The following is an 18,322-nucleotide window of genomic DNA, read 5'->3' as shown; positions in this document are numbered from 1 at the left end:
GATACAATCGGATGCTGGCGCGTTGCGAACAGCTGCGGCGCGTTATACCGGCCAGCGGAGGGCGAGGATGAGCGACGAAGCGACTGCCGCCGAATATAAACGGAAGGGGTTCAGCAATCTCGTCGGGTTCGGCGAACGGCCGGCGCTGGTGCTGATCGACTGGGTGATCGGGTTTACCGATCCGGAATGTCCGCTCGGGTCGAACTACGATCGCGAAGTCGAGGCGGCCCGCCAACTGCTCGCAGCAGCGCGCGAGAAGCGGATCCCGATCGCCTATACCACCGTCATCTACGACGAGGGGTTCCGCGATGCCGGCTGGTTTATCAAGAAAGTGCCGGCGCTTGCGCACCTCGGCGCCGGCTCGCGCTGGACGGAGATCGACCCGCGCCTCGCGCCGCAGCCCGGCGAGCATGTCATCGTCAAGAAGTTTGCCAGCGGCTTCTTCGGCACAAACCTCGCCTCCCTGCTGACCGGCCAGCGGTGCGACACCGTGATCATCTCGGGAGTGACCACAAGCGGCTGCGTGCGGGCGACGGCGGTCGATGGCGTCCAGAACGGCTTCCGGACGATCGTCGTCCGCGAGGCGGTGGGCGACCGCGCCCCGGGCCCGCATGAGGCCAACCTTTTTGATATTCACGCGAAATACGGCGATGTGGTGTCGCTGCAAGAGGCGCTCGATTATTTGGCCGGCCTGCCCGAATTCCGGCCGCCGGATGCGCTTGAGCGACCCTCCATGGTCGCCGCACAACGATAAGGGGAACGAAAAGCGATGAACTCCAACGGGTCTTCCGCCGAGTACAAGATGCCCCTCGACGGCATCCGCGTCATCGAGTTCGGCAGCCTGCTGGCTGGTCCGTTCAGCACTCGCTTCTTTGCGGACTTTGGCGCCGAAGTGATCAAGGTCGAAGCGCCCGATTCGCCGGACCCGATGCGCGATTGGGGGCCCGCCAAATACAAGGGGCGCGCGCTCGTCTGGCCGATTCAGTCGCGCAACAAGAAGGTGGTGACGATCAACATGCGCGTGCCGGAAGGCCAAGAACTGGCCCGCCGCCTGATCGACAAGGCCGACATGGTGGTGGAGAACTTCCGGCCGGGCACCCTTGAGCGCTGGGGCTGCGGCTACGATGTGCTGAGCAAGCGCAACCCCGGCCTCATCATGATCCATGTCTCCGGCTACGGGCAGACCGGCCGCTACCGCAATCGCGCCGGCTTCGGGTCGGCCGCCGGCGCAATGGGCGGCCTGCGCTTCCTCACCGGCTATCCCGACCGGCCGCCGACGCGGGTCGGGCTCTCTCTCGAAGACTCGCTCGGCTCGCTCCAAGCCGTAATCGGCGGCTTGCTCGCTCTGCGCGCCCGCGACCTGAACGGCGGCAAGGGGCAAGAAGTCGACGTCTCAATCACCGAAGCGGTCTTCGCGATGACCGAGGGCGCGATCCCGGAGTATGCCCTGACCGGCTACATCCGCCAGCGCCAAGGCTCGATCCTGCCGGGAGTTGCGCCATCGAATATCTACCAAGCGAAAGACGGCATCTGGATGGTGATCGCCGCCAATGCCGACAACCCGTTCAAGCGGCTGTTCGAACTGATGGGCATGCCGGAGGTCGCCAACAACCCGAAATACATGAGCCACGAAGGGCGCTGGGAAGATCGCGACCAGCTCGATGAGTGGATCGCTGCCTGGGCGAAGCAGTACACCTCAGACGAGATCACCAAGATGCTGGAGGAGGCCGGCGTTCCCTCGGCGCCGATCTACAGCGCGAAGGAGATCTACGAAGACCCCTACTTCTGGGAGCGGGAGTCGATCATCGAAGTTGAGGACCCCGAGCTGGGCAAGATCCCGATGCCGGGCGTGATGCCGAAGCTGTGCGGCACTCCCGGGAAGGTGAAGTGGACGGGGCCCGCCAAGCCCGGCATGCACAACGACGAAGTGTTCCGCACCATCGTCGGGCTGACCGAGCAGGAGCTGGAAGACTACAAGGCCCGAGGCATCATATGAACATCCCTCCCTCTGTGACCCTCATCGATGTCAGCGCCCGCGACGGGCTGCAGAACGAGCCGGAGATCCTGAGCCCCGCCCAACGCGCCGAGCTGGTTGAGCGCGTCAGCGCCAGCGGCGTGCCCGAGATCGAGTTCGGCTCGTTCGTTTCGCCGAAAGCGGTTCCCCAGATGGCCGGCGCGGATGAAGTGTTCAAGACCGCCGTGCGCAGTCCGGCGGTGCGCTATCACGGGCTTGTCCCGAACATGAAGGGCTACGAGAACGCGGTCGCTGCCGGTGTCACGCACGTCCGGCTCGTCGTCGCCGCCTCCGCTCCCCTGCATGAGGCGAACTTCCGGCGCACCATTGACGAATCGCTCGCCGATCACGCCCAAATCGTCGCTCGCGCCCGCCAAGACGGCGTGCAGATCGAAGCGGTCATCGGCGGCTCCTTCGGCGACCCCTTCGTCGGCCCGACCCCGGTCAGCGCGGTGATGCACTGCGTCGACCACTACTACGCGATCGGCGTCCGCAATATCAGCGTCGCCGACACTGTCGGCATGGGCACGCCCAAGCAAGTCGCCGAGGTGATCAAGACGATCCAGCGCACGTACCCCGACGTGACGCTCGGCACCCACTTCCACGACACCCGCAATACCGGCTTCGCCAACGTTCTCACCGCCCTCGATCTTGGGGTCGTGCGCCACGACGCGTCGCTCGGCGGGACCGGCGGCTGCCCCTTTGCGCCTAAGGCGGGCGGCAACATCTGCCTGGAAGACTTGGTCCATATGCTCACCGGCATGGGGGTCGAAACGGGCATCGACCTCGATGCGCTGATCGAAAGCGCGCGCTGGCTGCAGGAAGTGCTGGGGAAACCGCTGCCAAGCCGGATGCTGAAAGCAGGGCCGGTCTATCCGGTCTTCAAGCCGGTCACCGCCGCCCCGGCCGCCGCGAGCTCGTGAACCGGATCGTCCGCGCTTTCCCCCGCCCAGCGCCGGACGTGATTGCGACGCTGGCGACTGTCCCTACCCAAGCGCTCGCCTCCAGCCACGCGCTCGGCACGGGCTGCCTCATCGACCCGGCGATCCGCCCGCTCCGCAGCGGGGCGCGGGTCTGCGGGCCGGCGCTGACGGTCCGTCCCAATGTTCCATCGATCCTCATCCCGCTGTACGCAGTCCGCTTCGCCCAGCCCGGCGATGTGATTGTGGTCGATGCTGGAGGCCGGCTCGACGTCGCCGTCTGGGGCGCGGGGATGACGCGCGCCGCGCAGGCTGCCGGCATTGCGGGAGTGATCGTTGACGGCGCCGTCGTCGACGGTGAGGCGCTGGCGAGTGCCGAGATCGCGGTCTATGCTCGCGGCGTCTCGCCGGCGATCAATTTCGACCCTCGTCCTGGTTCGATCAACGTTGCGGTGCAGTGCGGCGGACGGCGGGTTGAGCCGGGCGACCTCATCCACGCCGACGGCGACGGCGCTGTCGTCATCCCGCGCGCCCGGTTCGACGAGGCGATCGAGGCGGCACGCTGGTGGCGGGAGCAGGTGGCAGCTTGGGGAGAGCAGGTGCGCGCCGGACGCACGCTGTTTGAAGCGCTCGGCTTCGACCGCGAGATCGAGCGGCTCGGCATCCCAGAAGAGTAAGCCGCGGCCGGTTATGATCCCGGCGCGGGAGCGCGGAAGCAGGTTCTCCCCTCTCGGGTGCCGCCCGCCATCGCGCCGCTCCTAGGTTGCCAGCCGTGCGAACGCCCGATATCCCGGCCTCTTCTCTGCTCTCGGCGCTGCCTACCTCGGTCCGTTGTCGGCTGCCCGCGCTGGAAGCGGCCGCTGTCCTCCTCCTCACCGGCCTTGCGCTCATTGCGCGCCTGATCTGGCTCGATGAGATCCCGCCAGGGCTGTTCTACGACGAGGCGTATAAGGGGCTGGATGCGCTGGCGATGCTGCGCGACCGGACCCTGCCCGTCTTCTTTCCTGGCAATTTCGGACGCGAACCGCTCTTCATCTGGATCGAAGCTGGCACCCAAGCGCTTTTCGGTGCCGAGCCGATCGTGCTGCGCTCGACGATTGCCCTCCTTGCCGCCCTCTCGGTCCCGGCGCTCTACCTCGCGGCGCGCGAACTGGTCGGCCGGCTTCCCGCGCTCTTCGCAGCAGCGGTGTTCCCCTTCACCCTCTGGCATCTCGTCGTCTCGCGGGTTGCCCTCCGCTTCGCCATGCTGCCGCTTGTGGAATGTCTCGCGGTCTGGCTGCTCGCCCGGGGGATGCGGACCGGCCGCCGCTTCGACTTCGCGCTTGCCGGCCTCCTCTTCGCCGCCTGTCTCTACACCTACACCGCGGCACGGATGCTGCCGCTCCTGCTCATCGTCGCCGCAATCGGGGCTGTCGCGCTCCGGCCGGCACTCATGCGGCAGCGCTGGCGAGCAGCACTGCTCCTGCCGCTGACTGCCGCGTTCGCGCTGCTTCCCTTGGGGCATTACTTTCTCCAAAATCCACTCGCTTTCAGCGGCCGCGTCAGCCAGGTGGTGGCCACCGACCAGCCTGTCGTCGACCCGAGTTTCGGGCCGGGCGACCCGGGAACGCTGCGCGACAATCCCGTGCGAACGCTTCTGATGTTCTGGGCAGCCGGCGATCAGAACCTGCGGACGAACCTGCCCGGCCGGCCGGTGTTCGATCCTCTGATGGGCAGCGTCTTTGCCCTTGGCATCCTCGCCGCGCTCGTCAGTCGCCAGCCGGCCGGGCTGTTCACGCTGGCGTGGCTGGGCATCATGCTCCTGCCTTCCGCACTCAGCACCTATGCGCCGCACTATGCGCGAGCGATCGGGGCGCTCCCCCCTGCCGCGACACTGGCCGGGCTCGGGCTCGCGACCGTTGTCCGCGCCGGGGAGCGGTTCGGGCGCACTGGGGCGCTGGCCGGGATCACGATCGCCGTCGCCATCACCGCCTTTTCGGCTCGCCTCACCCTCCACGACTATTTCGATCGGTGGGCGAATGAGCTGGGAACCTACCAAGCGTTCGACACCGGGATCTGGGAGCTCGGCCGCGCCATGCGCGACCTGCCGGCGACGACGACGCTGTACGTCTCGCCGCTCCCTGGCGATCATCCAACGCTCGTCTACGCCAGCCGGCGCGACGATATCCGCGGCTACGACGGCCGCGCCGGGATCGTCCTCTCGCCCGGCGGCGCGGCGGCCTACGGCGTCATCGTCGGCGCGGACCGGACGACCGAGCCGACGCTTGGCGACGCCTACGGAGCGCGCCCTGCCTTCATCGCGCTCGACCCGGGAGCCCAGCCGTGGGCAGTGCTGACGCTGGTTGACGGCCCGCCGCGTCTCGCTCCCAGCCGCCTGCTCGATGCCCAGTTCGCTGAGGCGGGACGGCTGTTCGGGGTCATGCTGCCGGAACGGCTTGAGGGGAGAGAGAGCGAGGTTACCCTCTTTTGGCAAGCAGACGGCCCGACAACGCGCCCGCTCACCGTTTTCGTGCAGCTCCTTGACGAGGGCACCCGCCTCGTCGCCCAGCACGACTCGCAGCCGCTCGCCGCCAGCTTCCCGACAACGCGCTGGAAGAAGGGCGAGATCATCGTTGAGCGACGGCGGCTGCGCCTCCCCGCCGACCTCCCGCGTGGGCAGTACCGGCTCATTGCCGGGCTGTACGACCTCGCGACGGGCGAGCGCGTGCCTGTCAGCGGCAGCGACTCGCTCGGCGATGCGGCGCTCCTAGGGTTGCTCGAGCGTTGAAGCGACGACCGACGCTTCTCCTACGGACGATACCAATACGGCTGCCAGAAGAAGGGCTGAACCGGCAGAGCAAAGAACGGCTGCGGCACGGGGACAAAGAGCGGCGGCACGGTGCCCGGCTTAATCGGCACGACGCCGAACGGGCAGCTCCACGGCACGCCAGTGTACACCCCGTCTGCCCAGAGCGAGACAAACCAGAGGCAGCCTTCCCGACCGCGCTCTTGATAGGAACGGACGACCGGCACTGGCGCGTCATTGCGCAGCGGCACGACCGGGAAAGGACAGACCCACGGCACGATGGTGTACGAGCCGTCGGACCACTGGGCGACATAGGTGAGGCATCCATTCCGAGAGATCTCGGAGTAGACGCGCGTGACGACGATCAGCGCTTGGGCTTCTGACCGCCCGGGGGTGATGGCGAGCGCCGACACGGCCATCACCGCAGCGAGAAGCGCCACTCCGAAACGCCGCATAGGTCACCTCCCTCAGCGGACACAGCTCTCGACCAGTACGCGCTCTCGCGCCCGGGCCGGCAGCGTAGCAGGCGATACTGAAGAGCAGCCCGGTCGCGAGCCGAGACTACTGTACCAGCCGACCTCCCATACTGGCAAGCTGGCTTCGCGCGCCGGAACTACAGCCAGTCAACGCGCCGGAACCAGAAGAACACTCCCGTCGCGACAGTCGCCATCACGCCAAGAATGAGAAAGAAGCCCCACGGCTCGTGGAGCAAGGGAATATAGTCAAAATTCATCCCATACACGCCGGTGATCAAGGTGACAAGCATCAGGATTGTGGCGTAGGCTGTCAGGCGCTTCATTACGTCGCTCAAGCTGTTTGAGACGACGGCGAGCGAGACATCTGCGATTGAAACGATCAGATCACGCTGTGCATCGATCGAGTCGACAACTCGCTGCATATGATCATAGACATCTTGGAAATAAATCGACATCTGATATCCGAAGAGCGGCGCTTCATGCCGGATCAGCTGCAGAATCACATCCCGACAGGGACCAGCCACGCGACGCAGCCGCTGCAGATCCGTGCGAACGGCTAAAGAGGCACGGACATCTCGGCTCAACCTCCCGCGAAACACCTCCGCCTCAATCCGCTCTACCTGGTCTGCGATCTGGTCGAGCACGGGGAAGTAGCCATCGACGATCGTATCAAGAAGGGAGTAGAGCATTACCCCGATGCCGCTTGAACCAACAATCGCCTCGTTCTTCTTCCACCGTTCGATCGCCTCGTCGATTTCGGGCATTTCGTGGCGGTGAAACGTCACCACGTAGTTTGGACCGGACAAGAGATGAAGCTCACGAAGAAAAACGCGCCCGCCGACAAATGTAGCGGCATAGAAGACAATGAACAGCGTTCCTGCATACTCATACAGCTTTGGGCGCTGAAGGGGATGATGCACATCCTCGAGGAGAAGCGGATGACAGGAGAAAATGCGCTGGATCGTTTCGACATCGTCAGGCGTCGGGTTTTGGAGATCGAGCCAAGTCAACTCGTCGAACGGAGCGATGCCATCGACGAGGTGATCTTCTTCTTGAACGATCTCGCCTCCGCGATAGACAAACCGGCGCACGCGATGCGGAGCGATCAGCGCGGGGGGACGTGCGGTTCGCTCTCCATTCCTCAGAGCCGGCGGGCGGCTACGGGGAAGGTGGTGTTTTCGATTCATTCCCGTCTCTTCCGCGAGCGAGAGCAGCTGAGCAGGCCCTCCTGCTACCATGATAGGTGAAGTGGCGCTCCGTGGAGTAGGCTGTGCGAGTCGCCGTGATCGATATCGGAAGCAACACGGTCCACCTCCTCATTGCCGAGACGGATGGGGAACGGCTGATCCCAATTGCCGACCCGAGCCGAGCGATCTTTCTTGGCCAAGATGTCGCGCGGCTCGGCCGGATCTCGCCGGGACGGCTCAGCAAAACGATCGCGGCGGTGAGCGAGTTCGCTGAGCGCGGGCGACGGGCCGGCGCGGAACAGATCATCGCCCTCGCGACCGAAGCGATCCGCGCCGCCGCAAACGGTGACGACGTGCTGCATCTGCTGCAGGCGACCGGCGTTCGCGTCGAGCGGATCTCCTCCCGGCGGGAAGGAGAACTGGCCGTGATTGGCGCCGCGCTCGATTCCCCGACCCGCGCCCCGGCGATCCTCGCCGACATCGGCGGGGCGAGCACGCAGATCGTCTGGCTGAACGGGGGACAGCCGCGCGCGATCGAGTCAGTCCCTCTTGGGTCCGGCACGCTCGCCGCCGGCGTGCCGGGCGATCCGCCTGGCCCCGTTGCCATTGCAGCGCTCGGGGGGCTGATCGCGCCCGAGCTCCAAGCAACCCTCGCCAATTTCGGGCCGCTGCCGCCGATCCATCGGGTCGTCGGCGTCGGCGGAACGATCCGGCGCCTTGGCCGGCTTGCTGCCAAAGCTGCGCCGCCCGTTGAACTGAGCCGGTCGACGCTTGTTGAGGTCGTCGAGTCGCTCTTCCGCGCCCCCTCGGAGACCGTCAGCCGCCGCCTCGGACTGGATGCGCGCCGGATTGGCACCTTGCGTGTCGGCGGGCTGATCCTGCTCGCACTGCTCCAGCAGCTTGGCAATCCCCGGCTGCGCGTGAGCGCAGCCGGCATCCGCGAGGGCGCGGCGCTCCTCCTCGCTCGCGGCGTGGACCCCACCATCGAAGGACAATTCGCGCCAGCAGCTGTGACGACCGGCGCCGCCTAAGGGCGCTCTCTACCTAAGAAGGGGCGACCGCCGCGAGCGCATGCCCGCCCTGTGCGCTCCCCGGGAAGAGGAGAGGCGGCCTACTCGTAGCGCGTCAGCAGGTCGGCGATCGTCGTTCCTGTCGTTTCGAGGCGGCCGCCCAGAAACTCCTCGCGCAGAAGGATGGCGCGCCGCACTCGCCGTCGGTGATCAATCAGGCGAGCAAGGAGCTCCCACCGTTTCCGCCGACGGGCCGCAACCATGCGCTCTGCTAACTCGCGCTCGAGGGCGACCAACCGAGCATGTTCCGACTTGCTCGCCAAAAACATCGTGTCTCTCCTTTGAGGGGGCGTCTTCCGTGCCGGCGGGCTGGCCCCGTTATGCCGGCGCGTGACGAGAGCAGCGCGACGCTGCGCCGGGCTTTTGTCGTCAGTATGCAATCGAGCGAGCACAGCGTCAAGGGCGGGCTCGAACTCGGACCAATCCGATTGACCGGCGCGAGCGCGCTGCCTAGTCTTGGGATATGCGCAGGCGGAGTGTGCTCCTTTGGGCTGCCCTTCTTGGGCTCGTGTCAGGCTGCGCTCTCAGCAGCAGCACGACCCTCTCGCCGCCGCCTACTCCGGCCCCGCCCCCTTCCCTCGCGACGCCAACCGCTCGGCCGCCGACGCCTCAGCCGACGTCCTCACCGCTCGTCCCCGGGCCTGGGACGGTTGACGGGCTTCCTGGCATCGTCGTGACCTATCCCCCTGCCGGGGCGACGGTGTCCAGCCCGGTTCGGATCATGGGGAATGCCTCGGTGTTTGAGGGCACGGTGCACATCCGTATTAAAGACGCAAACGGCCGCACCATCGGCCAAGGGCTCACGACTGCGAGTCAAGGCGCGCCAGGACGGGGAACGTTCAGCGCCGAGGTCCCCTACGCCGGCACTGGCGCCGCCACGATCGAGGTGTTCAGCCCCAGCCCGCGCGATGGCGCAGAGCTGTACCTCGTCCGCATTCCCGTTCTGCTCCGCTAGCGAGGCCGGGGGAACAGCCCCGCAGCTCGCGCTTCCTTGCGTGCGCGAGCAGAGAACGCCGCTCACGCGGAGCGGCGTGTCGGCCACGGTGCGGCGACATGCTGACCTGCGGCGAGCGCTTCGGCCGCCTTGCGCGCAGCGATGAGCGGCGTATCCCAGGTCGGAGAGAACGGCGGAGCATAGCTCAGGTCGAGATACTGGAATTCGTCGACGGTCATCCCGGCAAACAGCGCGGTGACAAAGACGTCGATCCGTTTGGCGGCATTTTCGGTGCCGAGGATCTGCGCCCCGAGGAGCCGACCCGTGGCGCGTTCGGCGAGGACCTTGAGCGTGATCGTCCCGGCCTCGGGGTAGTAGCCCGCGCGCGAGGTGCCCTCAACGCGCCCGACAACATAGTCGATGCCCAAGGCGCGGCACTCGCGCTCGCTGAGGCCGGTGCGCGCGATTTCGAGGGCGCAAAACTTGGTGATAGCAGTGCCGGCAACCCCGGGAAAGCGCGCGTAGCCGCCCCCAATGTTGATGCCAGCAATCCGCCCTTGTTTGTTGGCAACCGTCCCGAGAGCGATATGGACCGGACGGTTGGAGACAATGTGGCGCGACTCGACGCAGTCTCCCGCTGCCCACACCCCGGGATGACTAGTCTGGAGCCGGTCGGTGACAGCAATCGCCCCTGAGGGGCCAATGTCCACGCCGGCAGCGCGAGCGAGCTCGACATTCGGGCGGACCCCGATGCCGAGCACTACGAGATCGGCGGGGAGAGTCCGCGCGGGGGTCACGACTGCGCGCACGCGCCCATCCGACGTCTCGAAGGCGACTGCCGGTTCATTCAGGTACAGTTCGACCCCGGCGGCGCGCAATGCATCGGCCACGCCGGCTGCCATTTCGGGGTCAAGCGTGCTCATCACTTGATCCGCCGCTTCGACCAACGCGACCGGGATCCCGCGCAGCACCAGCGCCTCCGCCATTTCTAGACCGATGTAACCGCCGCCAACGACGACTGCCCGCGCCGGCTGCTCGCGGTCCACCGCCTCGCGGAGGCGGATACCATCCATCAGGATGGAGAGGCCATACACTCCTCTCGCGTTGATGCCGGGAAGGTCCGGCGCGATCGGGCGCGCGCCGGTCGCGATGACGAGATGATCGAACGACTCCTCATACTCCCCGCCTTCCTCGAGCCGGCGAACCGTGACCCGGCGCGCCGCGAGGTCAAGCGCAATGACTTCGTGCCGCAGCCGCGCTTCGATCCCCTGCTTGGCAAACTGGTCGGGGGTGCGCGCGATGAGAGAATCCGCGCGCTCAACCAGCCCGCCGACCAAGTAGGGCATGCCGCAGGCAGAGTAAGAGGTGTGCCATCCCCGCTCGAAGGCGATCACCTCGAGGTCAGGACGTTGACGCTTTGCTTGGGAAGCTGCGCTCATCCCAGCAGCATCGCCGCCGATGATGAGCAGCCGCTCGCGAGTAGCCATGCCGCTCCTTATCGAGAGAAGTGAAGCGATTAAACACCACGCCCCGCCCTATACTCGCCCGGACATGGAGCCGCGTCCGCGCCTTGACGGGCGCTTCGTCGCCGATATCCTCCTGCCGCTCGGCGTGCTCGGAGCCATCGCGGCGCTTTTCTGGGTGGCGCGCGACGCCTTGGCGCCGTTTGCGCTCGGCCTGGTCATCGCCTACGCAATCGCGCCGGCGGTGCGCGCCATCGAACGTCGGACAATCGCCGGCCGACGAGCGCCGCGCGCCGCTGCGATCGCGCTGATCTATCTGCTGATCGGAGCGGTCATCGTTGGGCTCATCTGGCTTCTCCTGCCGCCGCTGCTCGCCCAGGTCCGCCAGCTGATCGCCAGCGCGCCGGGCTACATTGCGCGGGTGCAGTCACTCTACAGCGGCATCGAGGCGTGGTATCTCGCACTCGACTTAAACCCGGAACTGCGCGAGGAAATCAACAGCTGGCTGGCAGGCCTGGCGGCGACGGCGCTTTCGCTTGCTCAAGGCGTCGGCATGAACCTCCTCGCCACCACCACCCGCACGATCGGGTTCATTTTCGGCTTGATCCTCGTGCCGTTCTGGGTGTTCTACCTCCTGCGCGACCAGCAGGAGCTCGGCCGGCAGACGCTCGGCGTGTTCCCCGAGGCATGGCAGCCGACGGTGCGAGACGTGATGGTCATCGCCGACCGCGTGCTCGGCGGCTACCTGCGCGGCCAGCTGTTCCTGATGGTCTCGGTCGGCGTCGCGGTGCTCGTCGCTGCCGTCATCCTCGGCATGACCGTTTCGCCCACCGTCGGGCGCTACGCGCTGCTGCTGGGGGTAGTCGCCGGGCTGACAGAAGTGATCCCAGTCATTGGACCGATCCTCGGCGGGGCGGTCGGCGTCGCGATCAGCGTCGTCGACGGGCCATCGGCGATCCTGTGGACGGTACTCGCCTATGTCCTCATCCAGCAGCTCGAAAACACGCTGCTTGTGCCCAAGATCATGGGCGACGCCCTCGAACTGAACCCGGCAATTTTGATCCTCGCCCTCGCAGTCGGGAGCCAGATCGCTGGGCTGGCGGGCGCGATCCTCGCCGGACCGGCGGTCGCGCTGGCGACCGTGCTCGTGCGCTATGCGCAGGCACGGCTGCGCGGCGAGATCGCGGCCGGCACGGTGACGCCGCACACCATTCCCCTGCTTCGTCAGCGCTGCGCCGCAGCTGGTCAGCGCAGCGCGTAAAGCGTTCCGTCCGTTGAGGCGACAAAGAGGCTGCCCGCCGCAAAGATCGGATTGGCAAGAATGGCGCCCTGGGTCGCGAACCGCCACAGTTCTTCTCCGCTCGCCGGGTCGAGCGCCACGAGCTGGCCGTCATCGAGCCCGAGGTAGAGAGCGTCGGCCGTGACAATCGGGCTGCTGGTGACCGCTGCCGGCAGCGCCCGCTCCCAAAGCTTGGCCCCCGTCGCCTGGTCGAGAGCGAGCGCGCGGTCGCCGGAGCCGACAAACAGCCGCCCCTCAGCAAGCGCCGGCGACGTCGTCCGGAAATGGGGAAGCGGCGCTGACCAACGCGAGCCGCGCGGCGGCGGCGGCGGCGGCAGAATGCCCCACAGCCAGAGGACGCCCTGCACAAAATACAGTTCGCGCTCGAACGGCCAGGCGCGCTGGCGGATGTCCACCGCTGCGAGCCGGGCGGTGCGCCGGGCGAACCCGCCAATCGCGACATACGCCGTGTCGTCGGAGGCGACCGGCGTCGAACTGGCGCTGCCGACGAGGAGAAAGTCGAACCGCCGCGCGCCGGTCGCGCGGTCGAGGACCTGCACCCAGCCATCATCGTTGAGAATGACGACGAGGTCATCCAGCACTGCCGGCGTGCCGACGATCGGCGCGCCAGCATGCGCGGTCCAGAGCGTCGCGCCGGTGGCGGCGTCGAGCGCAAAGAGCACCTCGTCTGTTGCGGCTTGGTAGAGAACGCCGTCGGCGACTGCGCCCGGGTAAGAGACGGGGTTGCCGGTCATGATCTCCCACCGGACCTGGCCGGTCGCCGCATCGAGCGCAAGCAGCCGCTTGTCGCGCAGCCCAACGTAGACCCTATCGCCGGCGATGAGCGGGGTGTAGTCGACTGGTCCCGTCGTCGGGACCTGCCAGCGGAGCTGGCCGGTTTCGGCATCGAGCGCGACCACCCGATTGTCGCCGGTCGCAGCATAGACGGTTGTCCCATCGCTCGCCGGCGCCGCCCGAAACTCTCCCGCCGTCGGGAAGGTCCAGCGAACGTTCGGACCGATCGTCCGCGTCGGCGCGGGAACGAAGGCGCGGTTCTGGAGGTCGTATCGCGGGAGCTCCCACCGGCCCGGCACCGCCGCTGCAGCAAGGGCGCTGGTGGGAGGCGGAGGGATTGGCGGCTGCTGGAAATAGATCCCAAGGCCAATGGCGAGCGCGATGAGCGCAGCGAGGAGGCCGAGGCGGAGCAGCCAGCCGCGCCAGGTGATCCGCCAGCGCCGGCCGGTAAACCAGCGCTCGCGGTCGACCGTGCTGCTCCAATAGAGCGCCGCCGTGTCGACGGCGGGGAGATCGTCTCGACTGAGCCGTTCGCCCTCGGCCGATGGTCCAAGCGGCGCGCGCTCTGCCTCGCGCAGCGCCGCCGCAAACGCCGCCGGGTCCGGCGGGCGGAGCGTGGGAACAGGCTCAAGCGCGCGTCCGACGAGCTGAACAACGGCGGGCGGGATGGCGAGCGAGCGGTCGGGATGGAGCCGCTTGCGGTTGGCGAGCACAAGCGCGCGCGTTGCTGCCGGCGAGGAAGCGACAAACGGCGGCGCGCCAGTCCGCAGCCACCACGCGAGCGCCGCGAGGCTGAAGGTGTCGCTCGCCGGACTCGGCGGCGCCCCCTCGAGGCATTCGGGTGCCGTGTAGGCCGGATGCGGGGTGAGCAGGGTGGCGCGGGAAACGGGATCGGCGCCCTGCCCGAGAATGCCGAGACCAAAATCTCCGACCTCCAGCTGGCCGCTGGCAGGGTCGTAGAAGACGTTCGTCGGCTTCAGATTGCCGTGCGCGATCCCGGCAGCGTGCGCGTGGGCGAGGGCAGCCGCAACGCCATCGACCAGCAGCAGCACGAGGTCGGGCGGCAGCGGCGGCGCAAGGCGCTCGAGGCTGTGCCCGGCGGCTCGCGGCGCGGCGATCCACACGCCTTCGGGGCTCTCGCCCCACTCGAGCGGCGGCAGCAGGTGAGGATGCGGCGGCAAGGCGCGCACAGCTTCGAGCACGGAGAACAGGCGCCGGATCAGCGCCGGGTCGCGGGCGAAATAGCGGTGCAGCACTTTGACCACAACGGGGCGGCCGGTTGTCTCATCCGTCGCCGCATAGAGCACGCCGAGGCCAGTGCTGGCAATACTCTCTCCAAGCTGGTAGGGCCCCCGCCGGGTGCCGGGAACTGGCATGGACCTTCCTCTGCCAAAACGCCGCTGCAGGCGTCTTGCCCTTTGCTTTTCTCAGGGTACCCCGGCGCGACCGTCTCGTCCACCGCGCTCCCCGCTGACGAGGCGGCACGATGCCGTATCATGTCGCCGATCACTACCGTCACGAGCAGGAGCGAGGAGATGAGCGAAGAGCTGGGACTTGTGGCCGTCGCCGGCGCGACGGGACGAACGGGCAAGCTGTGCGTCGAGAAGCTCGCGGCGATGGGCACGCCGGTGCGAGCGATCGTGCGCTCGCGGGAAAAGGCCGCCAGTCTGCCGAGCGGGGTCGAGGTCGCCGTTGCGGATATCTGCGACCGCCAAGCGGTGCGTCAGGCTCTTGAGGGCGTGACGGCCCTGATCATCGCGACCAGCGCCCAGCCCCGGATGAGAGAAGGAGGGCGAGGGCCGATGGATATGTACTATCCCGAGGACGGCACCCCGGAGAAGGTCGATTACCATGGGCAGGTGAACCTGATCGACGCAGCGAAGGAAGCAGGGGTGAAGAAGGTCGTCCTTATCTCCTCCCTCGGCATAACCAAGCCCGACAACATGCTCAATATGATCGGCAACGGCCGGATCCTCGAATGGAAGCTGAAGAGCGAAGATTACCTGCGCGCGAGCGGGCTCGATTACACCATTGTCCGGCCGGGCCACCTTGAAGTGCCCCCTCACCCGCCGCGGACCCTCGTTGTCGGCACTGGCGATACGCTCCAGGGCGCGGTTTCCCGCGAGCAGCTCGCCGATGTCTGCATCGCTGCGCTGCGCTCGCCGGCGGCGCGCAATAAGACCTTTGAACTGATTTCGGTTGAGGGTCCGCCGACAACCGACTACGACGCGCTCTTTGCCCAAGTGTAAGCAGCGGCGCTCCCAGAGGAAGCGGAAAAAGCAGCTGCCCAGCTCCGCGCGGGGCTGGGCAGCCGTTTCTTGACAGCGCAAACGCTTAGGTGGACGGCGTTGCCGTGGGCGTCGGAGGAGCGGTCGGGGTTGCCGTGGGCGGCACCGACGTGGGGGTCGCCGTTGGGGGCGGGGAAGTCGGCGTCGGGGTGGGAGGCGCCTGCGTCGGCGTCGCCGTGGGCGGGGGAGACGTCGGGGTCGCGGTCGCCGGCGGCTGGGTTGGGGTGGCGGTGCTTTGCGCCGGCTGCCGCTGCTGCGCCGCCGAGGCGGAGGTCGGCGTTGGCGTCGGCGGCGGGGTCGCGGGGATGCTGAAGTCGCCCGTCACGCAGCCGGTCCCGTCGTTGATCGTGAAGGTATATTGGAAGAAGCCGGGGCTGAGCGGCGTCACCGACCATGTCCACACCCAGTTCAGCCCGCCCGGGCTGAGCCCTTCGTAGCGGGGGTTCCACGGACCGGTGAGCCCGACGTACTCCCAGCCATAGGCCGAGGTGACCCGGATCAAGGTGCGCTGCCCAACCGCAGGCCGCGGCGGGTCGAAATAGATCTCCGTGTTTTCGGCGCTGCACGCCGGCGGTCCGGGCACCGGCGTGGGGGTCGGCGGCGGAGGCGGCGGCGTGAACGGCAGAGGCGGACAGCCCAAGGGAAACAGCGCCGGGTCGCAAACCGGCACGCCGGGCGCATAGGGGGCATAGAACGGGAACCAGAACCAGAACGGATACCACCACGAGGGCGGGGTCGGCGCATCGCCAAACGGCTGTCCAATCGGCAGCCCAAAGGGCAGCGCTTGGAGCGGCGGCTGGCCAGCTGCGGGCGGCTGGGCGAAGCCGGGGAGGAAGCTCGGCGTCTGCCCGAACGGACCGGGCTGGAGACCGCGCCACGGCGCGGGAACGAGCGCCTCCGAGGGGATCAGGTGCAGGTTTGGCCCGGTCTGCAGCACGCTTGCTTGACCCGCCGCCGGATCCCAAACGAGGATCACGCGCTGGAACGCCTGCGCGGGCCGCCCGCCGATGAGGAAACGCTGCGAGATCGGGTAGCCTGCCGCCGCAGGGCCTCCAAGCTGGCGAAGGGTGGTGAAGAACTGTATTCCGTCATCGACGACGGCAAAGCCATAGCCCGGCGGGTAGGCGCCGCGCGTCTGGGTATAGAAGTGGCCGCCAGGGATCGGAAAGTCTTCCGCCATCTGCTGCGCGTAGGCGGGGCTGCCGGCCGTTGTGCCAAAGGCAACCGCCGCTACCGCAACAAGCAACGCTGCGACTGCACCAAGACGAAGGACCATCGTTGCCTCCTCGCTTGGACATCCTATCACACCAGACAAGCTGGCACGAGATCACTCATCCCCGACTTGCGGAGCGCGGGACCGATCATGGCGCCGCCCGCGCCGGGGACTTCCTGTCCTTTCGGCCCAGCATCGCCGGCGTTTGAGCAGAGAGCCGTTTTTTGAGACGAACGAGCTGCGGCGAGGTTGCGCTCCCGCTCGCCTCGGGCCGCCAGCCGGGCGTGCAGCGAGGGCGGGGCCGCGCCGCCTGACCACGCTCCGCTGGCAGCGCGCGCCGGAACACGCCGTTCGGCGCAGGCGTGCAGCGTGCCGGCGAACGAGACAGCGCCGACCGGCCAGCGCGACAAGAGCGCGCACGAGCGCTCTTCGCCGCTCAGCAGGGCCGCCGCCCGCGGACGTCGGCAAGACCCCTTTGCGCCTGCCGGCGTCGGGTGACTCGCGAGGGGAAGCGGCATGACGCTCCGCCCCGCAATCGGCCGTCACGGATGGCGACGCGCTCCCCAGCTCTCGGGTCAGGCACAGCGCGCGGGGCTCCCGACCGCGCTGCTGCCGCTCGGCGAGCAGGCGGAGGGGGCACCCTCCTTTTTAAAGCGCGCTCCGCCGAGGACCGCCTCGGCAGGCGGGGTACCCTGCGATGGCAAGCGCGAACGGAGCAGCGCGGCACCCGCCTGCCGCCAAGACAGTACAATGCCGGCCGACACTGACCGGAGGAGCAATGAGCGACCTCGTTCTGACCAGCCGTGAAGGACCTCTCGCAATCGTGACGATTAACCGTCCTCAGGCGCTGAACGCCCTCAACGAAGCGGCGCTCGAGGCGATGGCAGCCACATTTGCCGAACTTGCCGCCGACGACGGCTGCCGCGTGATTATCGTGACGGGCGCGGGCGACCGCGCGTTTATTGCGGGCGCAGATATTGCGGCGATGGCCGCGATGACCGCCGATGACGCGCGGCGGTTCATGCAGCTGGGACAGCGCGTCTGCAACCGCATTGAGAGCGCACCGCAGGTGGTGATCGGCGCGATCAACGGCTATGCGCTCGGCGGCGGCTGCGAAGTGGCGCTGGCGTGCGACCTGCGGATTGCTGCCGACCGCGCCAAGCTCGGCCTGCCCGAAGTCACCCTCGGCATTATCCCGGCGTGGGGCGGCACGCAGCGCCTGCCCCGGATTGTGGGCATCGGCCTCGCCAAGCAGCTGATCTACACCGGCCAGCAGATTGACGCTGCCGAGGCCTACCGGATTGGGCTGGTCAACCAAGTTGTCTCGGCCGCCGAACTCATGCCGGCCGCCCGCGCTGCGGCCGACGCCATTCTCCGCAACGGCCCCCTCGCCGTCCGCGCGGCCAAGGACGTGCTCGAGACCACTCAGGACGCCGACCTCCCCCGGGGCCTGATGGCCGAACTGGAGGCCGAAGTGCGCCTCTTCGCCACCGCCGACCGCCTCGAGGGCATGACCGCCTTCCTCGAGCGCCGCCCGCCCCGCTATCAGGGCGCCTAGCACCCCACCGCTCCCTTGACACTGCCCGCCGCCAGTCAGTATCCTGTTCCCTCAGCAAACCACCATAAACCACCACTCCCTCACCGCCCAACAGGAGAAGAGCAGATGCCGACCCGAACGCGCTCTGCCGCCGCGCTCCTGCTGCTCCTCATCGCCGGTCTCGTCCTCGCCCTCTTCCCGCCCTCGACGGCCGCCCGCTCCCCGCTCTCTCCCCCCCCTTCCGACGCCCCCCTCACCACGTTGGTGACCGACGGCATCGTAAATGCCGTTGCCCGCGCCGGCAATGCGATCTATCTCGGGGGCAACTTCACCTCCGTCGGGCCGCCCACCGGCTCGTTCG

At 67.7% G+C, this 18,322-nt stretch carries 17 protein-coding genes; 11 read left to right on the top strand and 6 right to left on the bottom strand.

What is annotated here, in order from left to right; translation table 11 throughout:
• Positions 1-67: 67 nt before the first annotated feature.
• The 5 genes from NZ773_14050 (at position 68) to NZ773_14030 (ending at position 5,701) form a co-directional block, all read left to right on the top strand.
• Positions 68-754 (top strand): isochorismatase family protein, encoded by a 687-nt coding sequence (locus NZ773_14050; GenBank protein MCS6803048.1) that lies wholly within the window; start codon positions 68-70, stop codon positions 752-754.
• 15 nt (positions 755-769) lie between these two features.
• Positions 770-1,996, top strand: a complete 1,227-nt coding sequence (locus NZ773_14045) for a CoA transferase (GenBank protein MCS6803047.1) — start codon at positions 770-772, stop codon at positions 1,994-1,996.
• Complete coding sequence (locus tag NZ773_14040; GenBank protein MCS6803046.1) at positions 1,993-2,937, top strand: hydroxymethylglutaryl-CoA lyase; 945 nt, start codon at positions 1,993-1,995, stop codon at positions 2,935-2,937. Before NZ773_14045 ends, NZ773_14040 begins: the two co-directional genes overlap by 4 nt.
• Entirely contained in the window at positions 2,934-3,611 is a 678-nt protein-coding gene (locus NZ773_14035) for a 4-hydroxy-4-methyl-2-oxoglutarate aldolase (protein ID MCS6803045.1), read from the top strand. The genes NZ773_14040 and NZ773_14035 overlap by 4 nt, the downstream gene beginning before the upstream one ends.
• A gap of 95 nt (positions 3,612-3,706) precedes the next feature.
• Complete coding sequence (locus tag NZ773_14030; GenBank protein MCS6803044.1) at positions 3,707-5,701, top strand: glycosyltransferase family 39 protein; 1,995 nt, start codon at positions 3,707-3,709, stop codon at positions 5,699-5,701.
• A gap of 20 nt (positions 5,702-5,721) precedes the next feature.
• Here the strand turns inward: NZ773_14030 and NZ773_14025 are convergent, their stop codons facing one another.
• Both NZ773_14025 and corA read right to left on the bottom strand, forming a co-directional pair.
• Entirely contained in the window at positions 5,722-6,174 is a 453-nt protein-coding gene (locus NZ773_14025) for a hypothetical protein (protein MCS6803043.1), read from the bottom strand.
• Between the two features lie 158 nt (positions 6,175-6,332).
• Positions 6,333-7,286 (bottom strand): magnesium/cobalt transporter CorA, encoded by a 954-nt coding sequence (corA, locus tag NZ773_14020; GenBank protein ID MCS6803042.1) that lies wholly within the window; start codon positions 7,284-7,286, stop codon positions 6,333-6,335.
• A 179-nt stretch (positions 7,287-7,465) separates the two neighbouring features.
• Between corA and NZ773_14015 the strand changes: the two genes are divergently transcribed.
• On the top strand, positions 7,466-8,413 hold the full coding sequence (locus tag NZ773_14015) for a hypothetical protein (GenBank protein ID MCS6803041.1): 948 nt from the start codon (positions 7,466-7,468) through the stop codon (positions 8,411-8,413).
• Positions 8,414-8,493: 80 nt separating this feature from the next.
• Here NZ773_14015 and NZ773_14010 read toward each other — a convergent pair whose 3' ends face one another.
• On the bottom strand, positions 8,494-8,721 hold the full coding sequence (locus NZ773_14010; protein ID MCS6803040.1) for a hypothetical protein: 228 nt from the start codon (positions 8,719-8,721) through the stop codon (positions 8,494-8,496).
• A 194-nt stretch (positions 8,722-8,915) separates the two neighbouring features.
• On the opposite strand from NZ773_14010, the gene NZ773_14005 reads away from it, so the two are divergent.
• Positions 8,916-9,407 (top strand): Gmad2 immunoglobulin-like domain-containing protein, encoded by a 492-nt coding sequence (locus NZ773_14005; GenBank protein ID MCS6803039.1) that lies wholly within the window; start codon positions 8,916-8,918, stop codon positions 9,405-9,407.
• 62 nt (positions 9,408-9,469) lie between these two features.
• Here NZ773_14005 and NZ773_14000 read toward each other — a convergent pair whose 3' ends face one another.
• Positions 9,470-10,873 carry an FAD-dependent oxidoreductase gene (locus NZ773_14000; GenBank protein ID MCS6803038.1) on the bottom strand — a complete coding sequence of 468 codons (1,404 nt, stop codon included), beginning with the start codon at positions 10,871-10,873 and terminating at the stop codon, positions 9,470-9,472.
• Positions 10,874-10,937: 64 nt separating this feature from the next.
• Between NZ773_14000 and NZ773_13995 the strand changes: the two genes are divergently transcribed.
• Positions 10,938-12,110 carry an AI-2E family transporter gene (locus NZ773_13995; GenBank protein MCS6803037.1) on the top strand — a complete coding sequence of 391 codons (1,173 nt, stop codon included), beginning with the start codon at positions 10,938-10,940 and terminating at the stop codon, positions 12,108-12,110.
• On the opposite strand, the gene NZ773_13990 is transcribed toward NZ773_13995, so the two are convergent.
• The gene (locus tag NZ773_13990) at positions 12,095-14,299 is read right to left on the bottom strand and encodes a PQQ-binding-like beta-propeller repeat protein (GenBank protein ID MCS6803036.1); all 2,205 of its coding nucleotides are present in this window, start codon (positions 14,297-14,299) and stop codon (positions 12,095-12,097) included. The two genes, NZ773_13995 and NZ773_13990, sit on opposite strands and share 16 nt — an antisense overlap.
• A 159-nt stretch (positions 14,300-14,458) precedes the next feature.
• On the opposite strand from NZ773_13990, the gene NZ773_13985 reads away from it, so the two are divergent.
• Entirely contained in the window at positions 14,459-15,172 is a 714-nt protein-coding gene (locus NZ773_13985; protein ID MCS6803035.1) for an SDR family oxidoreductase, read from the top strand.
• An 85-nt stretch (positions 15,173-15,257) separates the two neighbouring features.
• Here NZ773_13985 and NZ773_13980 read toward each other — a convergent pair whose 3' ends face one another.
• Entirely contained in the window at positions 15,258-16,487 is a 1,230-nt protein-coding gene (locus tag NZ773_13980) for a hypothetical protein (GenBank protein MCS6803034.1), read from the bottom strand.
• Positions 16,488-17,202: 715 nt separating this feature from the next.
• On the opposite strand from NZ773_13980, the gene NZ773_13975 reads away from it, so the two are divergent.
• Positions 17,203-17,982 (top strand): enoyl-CoA hydratase-related protein, encoded by a 780-nt coding sequence (locus NZ773_13975; GenBank protein ID MCS6803033.1) that lies wholly within the window; start codon positions 17,203-17,205, stop codon positions 17,980-17,982.
• A 105-nt stretch (positions 17,983-18,087) separates the two neighbouring features.
• The coding region (locus tag NZ773_13970) for a hypothetical protein (GenBank protein ID MCS6803032.1) at positions 18,088-18,322 on the top strand (235 nt) is incomplete at its 3' end.

The organism is Dehalococcoidia bacterium, from assembly GCA_025054935.1.
Lineage (GTDB): Bacteria > Chloroflexota > Dehalococcoidia > SpSt-223 > SpSt-223 > JANWZD01.
Note: the sequence above shows the minus strand (reverse complement) of the source record. Positions and strands in the feature narration are given on the sequence as shown.

Coding starts and splice junctions, on each gene's coding strand:
- NZ773_14050 (MCS6803048.1), top strand. CDS start 68: ATGAGCGACGAAGCGACTGCCGCCGAATATAAACGGAAGGGGTTCAGC.
- NZ773_14045 (MCS6803047.1), top strand. CDS start 770: ATGAACTCCAACGGGTCTTCCGCCGAGTACAAGATGCCCCTCGACGGC.
- NZ773_14040 (MCS6803046.1), top strand. CDS start 1,993: ATGAACATCCCTCCCTCTGTGACCCTCATCGATGTCAGCGCCCGCGAC.
- NZ773_14025 (MCS6803043.1), bottom strand. CDS start 6,174: ATGCGGCGTTTCGGAGTGGCGCTTCTCGCTGCGGTGATGGCCGTGTCG.
- NZ773_14010 (MCS6803040.1), bottom strand. CDS start 8,721: ATGTTTTTGGCGAGCAAGTCGGAACATGCTCGGTTGGTCGCCCTCGAG.
- NZ773_14005 (MCS6803039.1), top strand. CDS start 8,916: ATGCGCAGGCGGAGTGTGCTCCTTTGGGCTGCCCTTCTTGGGCTCGTG.
- NZ773_14000 (MCS6803038.1), bottom strand. CDS start 10,873: ATGGCTACTCGCGAGCGGCTGCTCATCATCGGCGGCGATGCTGCTGGG.
- NZ773_13995 (MCS6803037.1), top strand. CDS start 10,938: ATGGAGCCGCGTCCGCGCCTTGACGGGCGCTTCGTCGCCGATATCCTC.
- NZ773_13990 (MCS6803036.1), bottom strand. CDS start 14,299: ATGCCAGTTCCCGGCACCCGGCGGGGGCCCTACCAGCTTGGAGAGAGT.
- NZ773_13985 (MCS6803035.1), top strand. CDS start 14,459: ATGAGCGAAGAGCTGGGACTTGTGGCCGTCGCCGGCGCGACGGGACGA.
- NZ773_13980 (MCS6803034.1), bottom strand. CDS start 16,487: ATGGTCCTTCGTCTTGGTGCAGTCGCAGCGTTGCTTGTTGCGGTAGCG.
- NZ773_13975 (MCS6803033.1), top strand. CDS start 17,203: ATGAGCGACCTCGTTCTGACCAGCCGTGAAGGACCTCTCGCAATCGTG.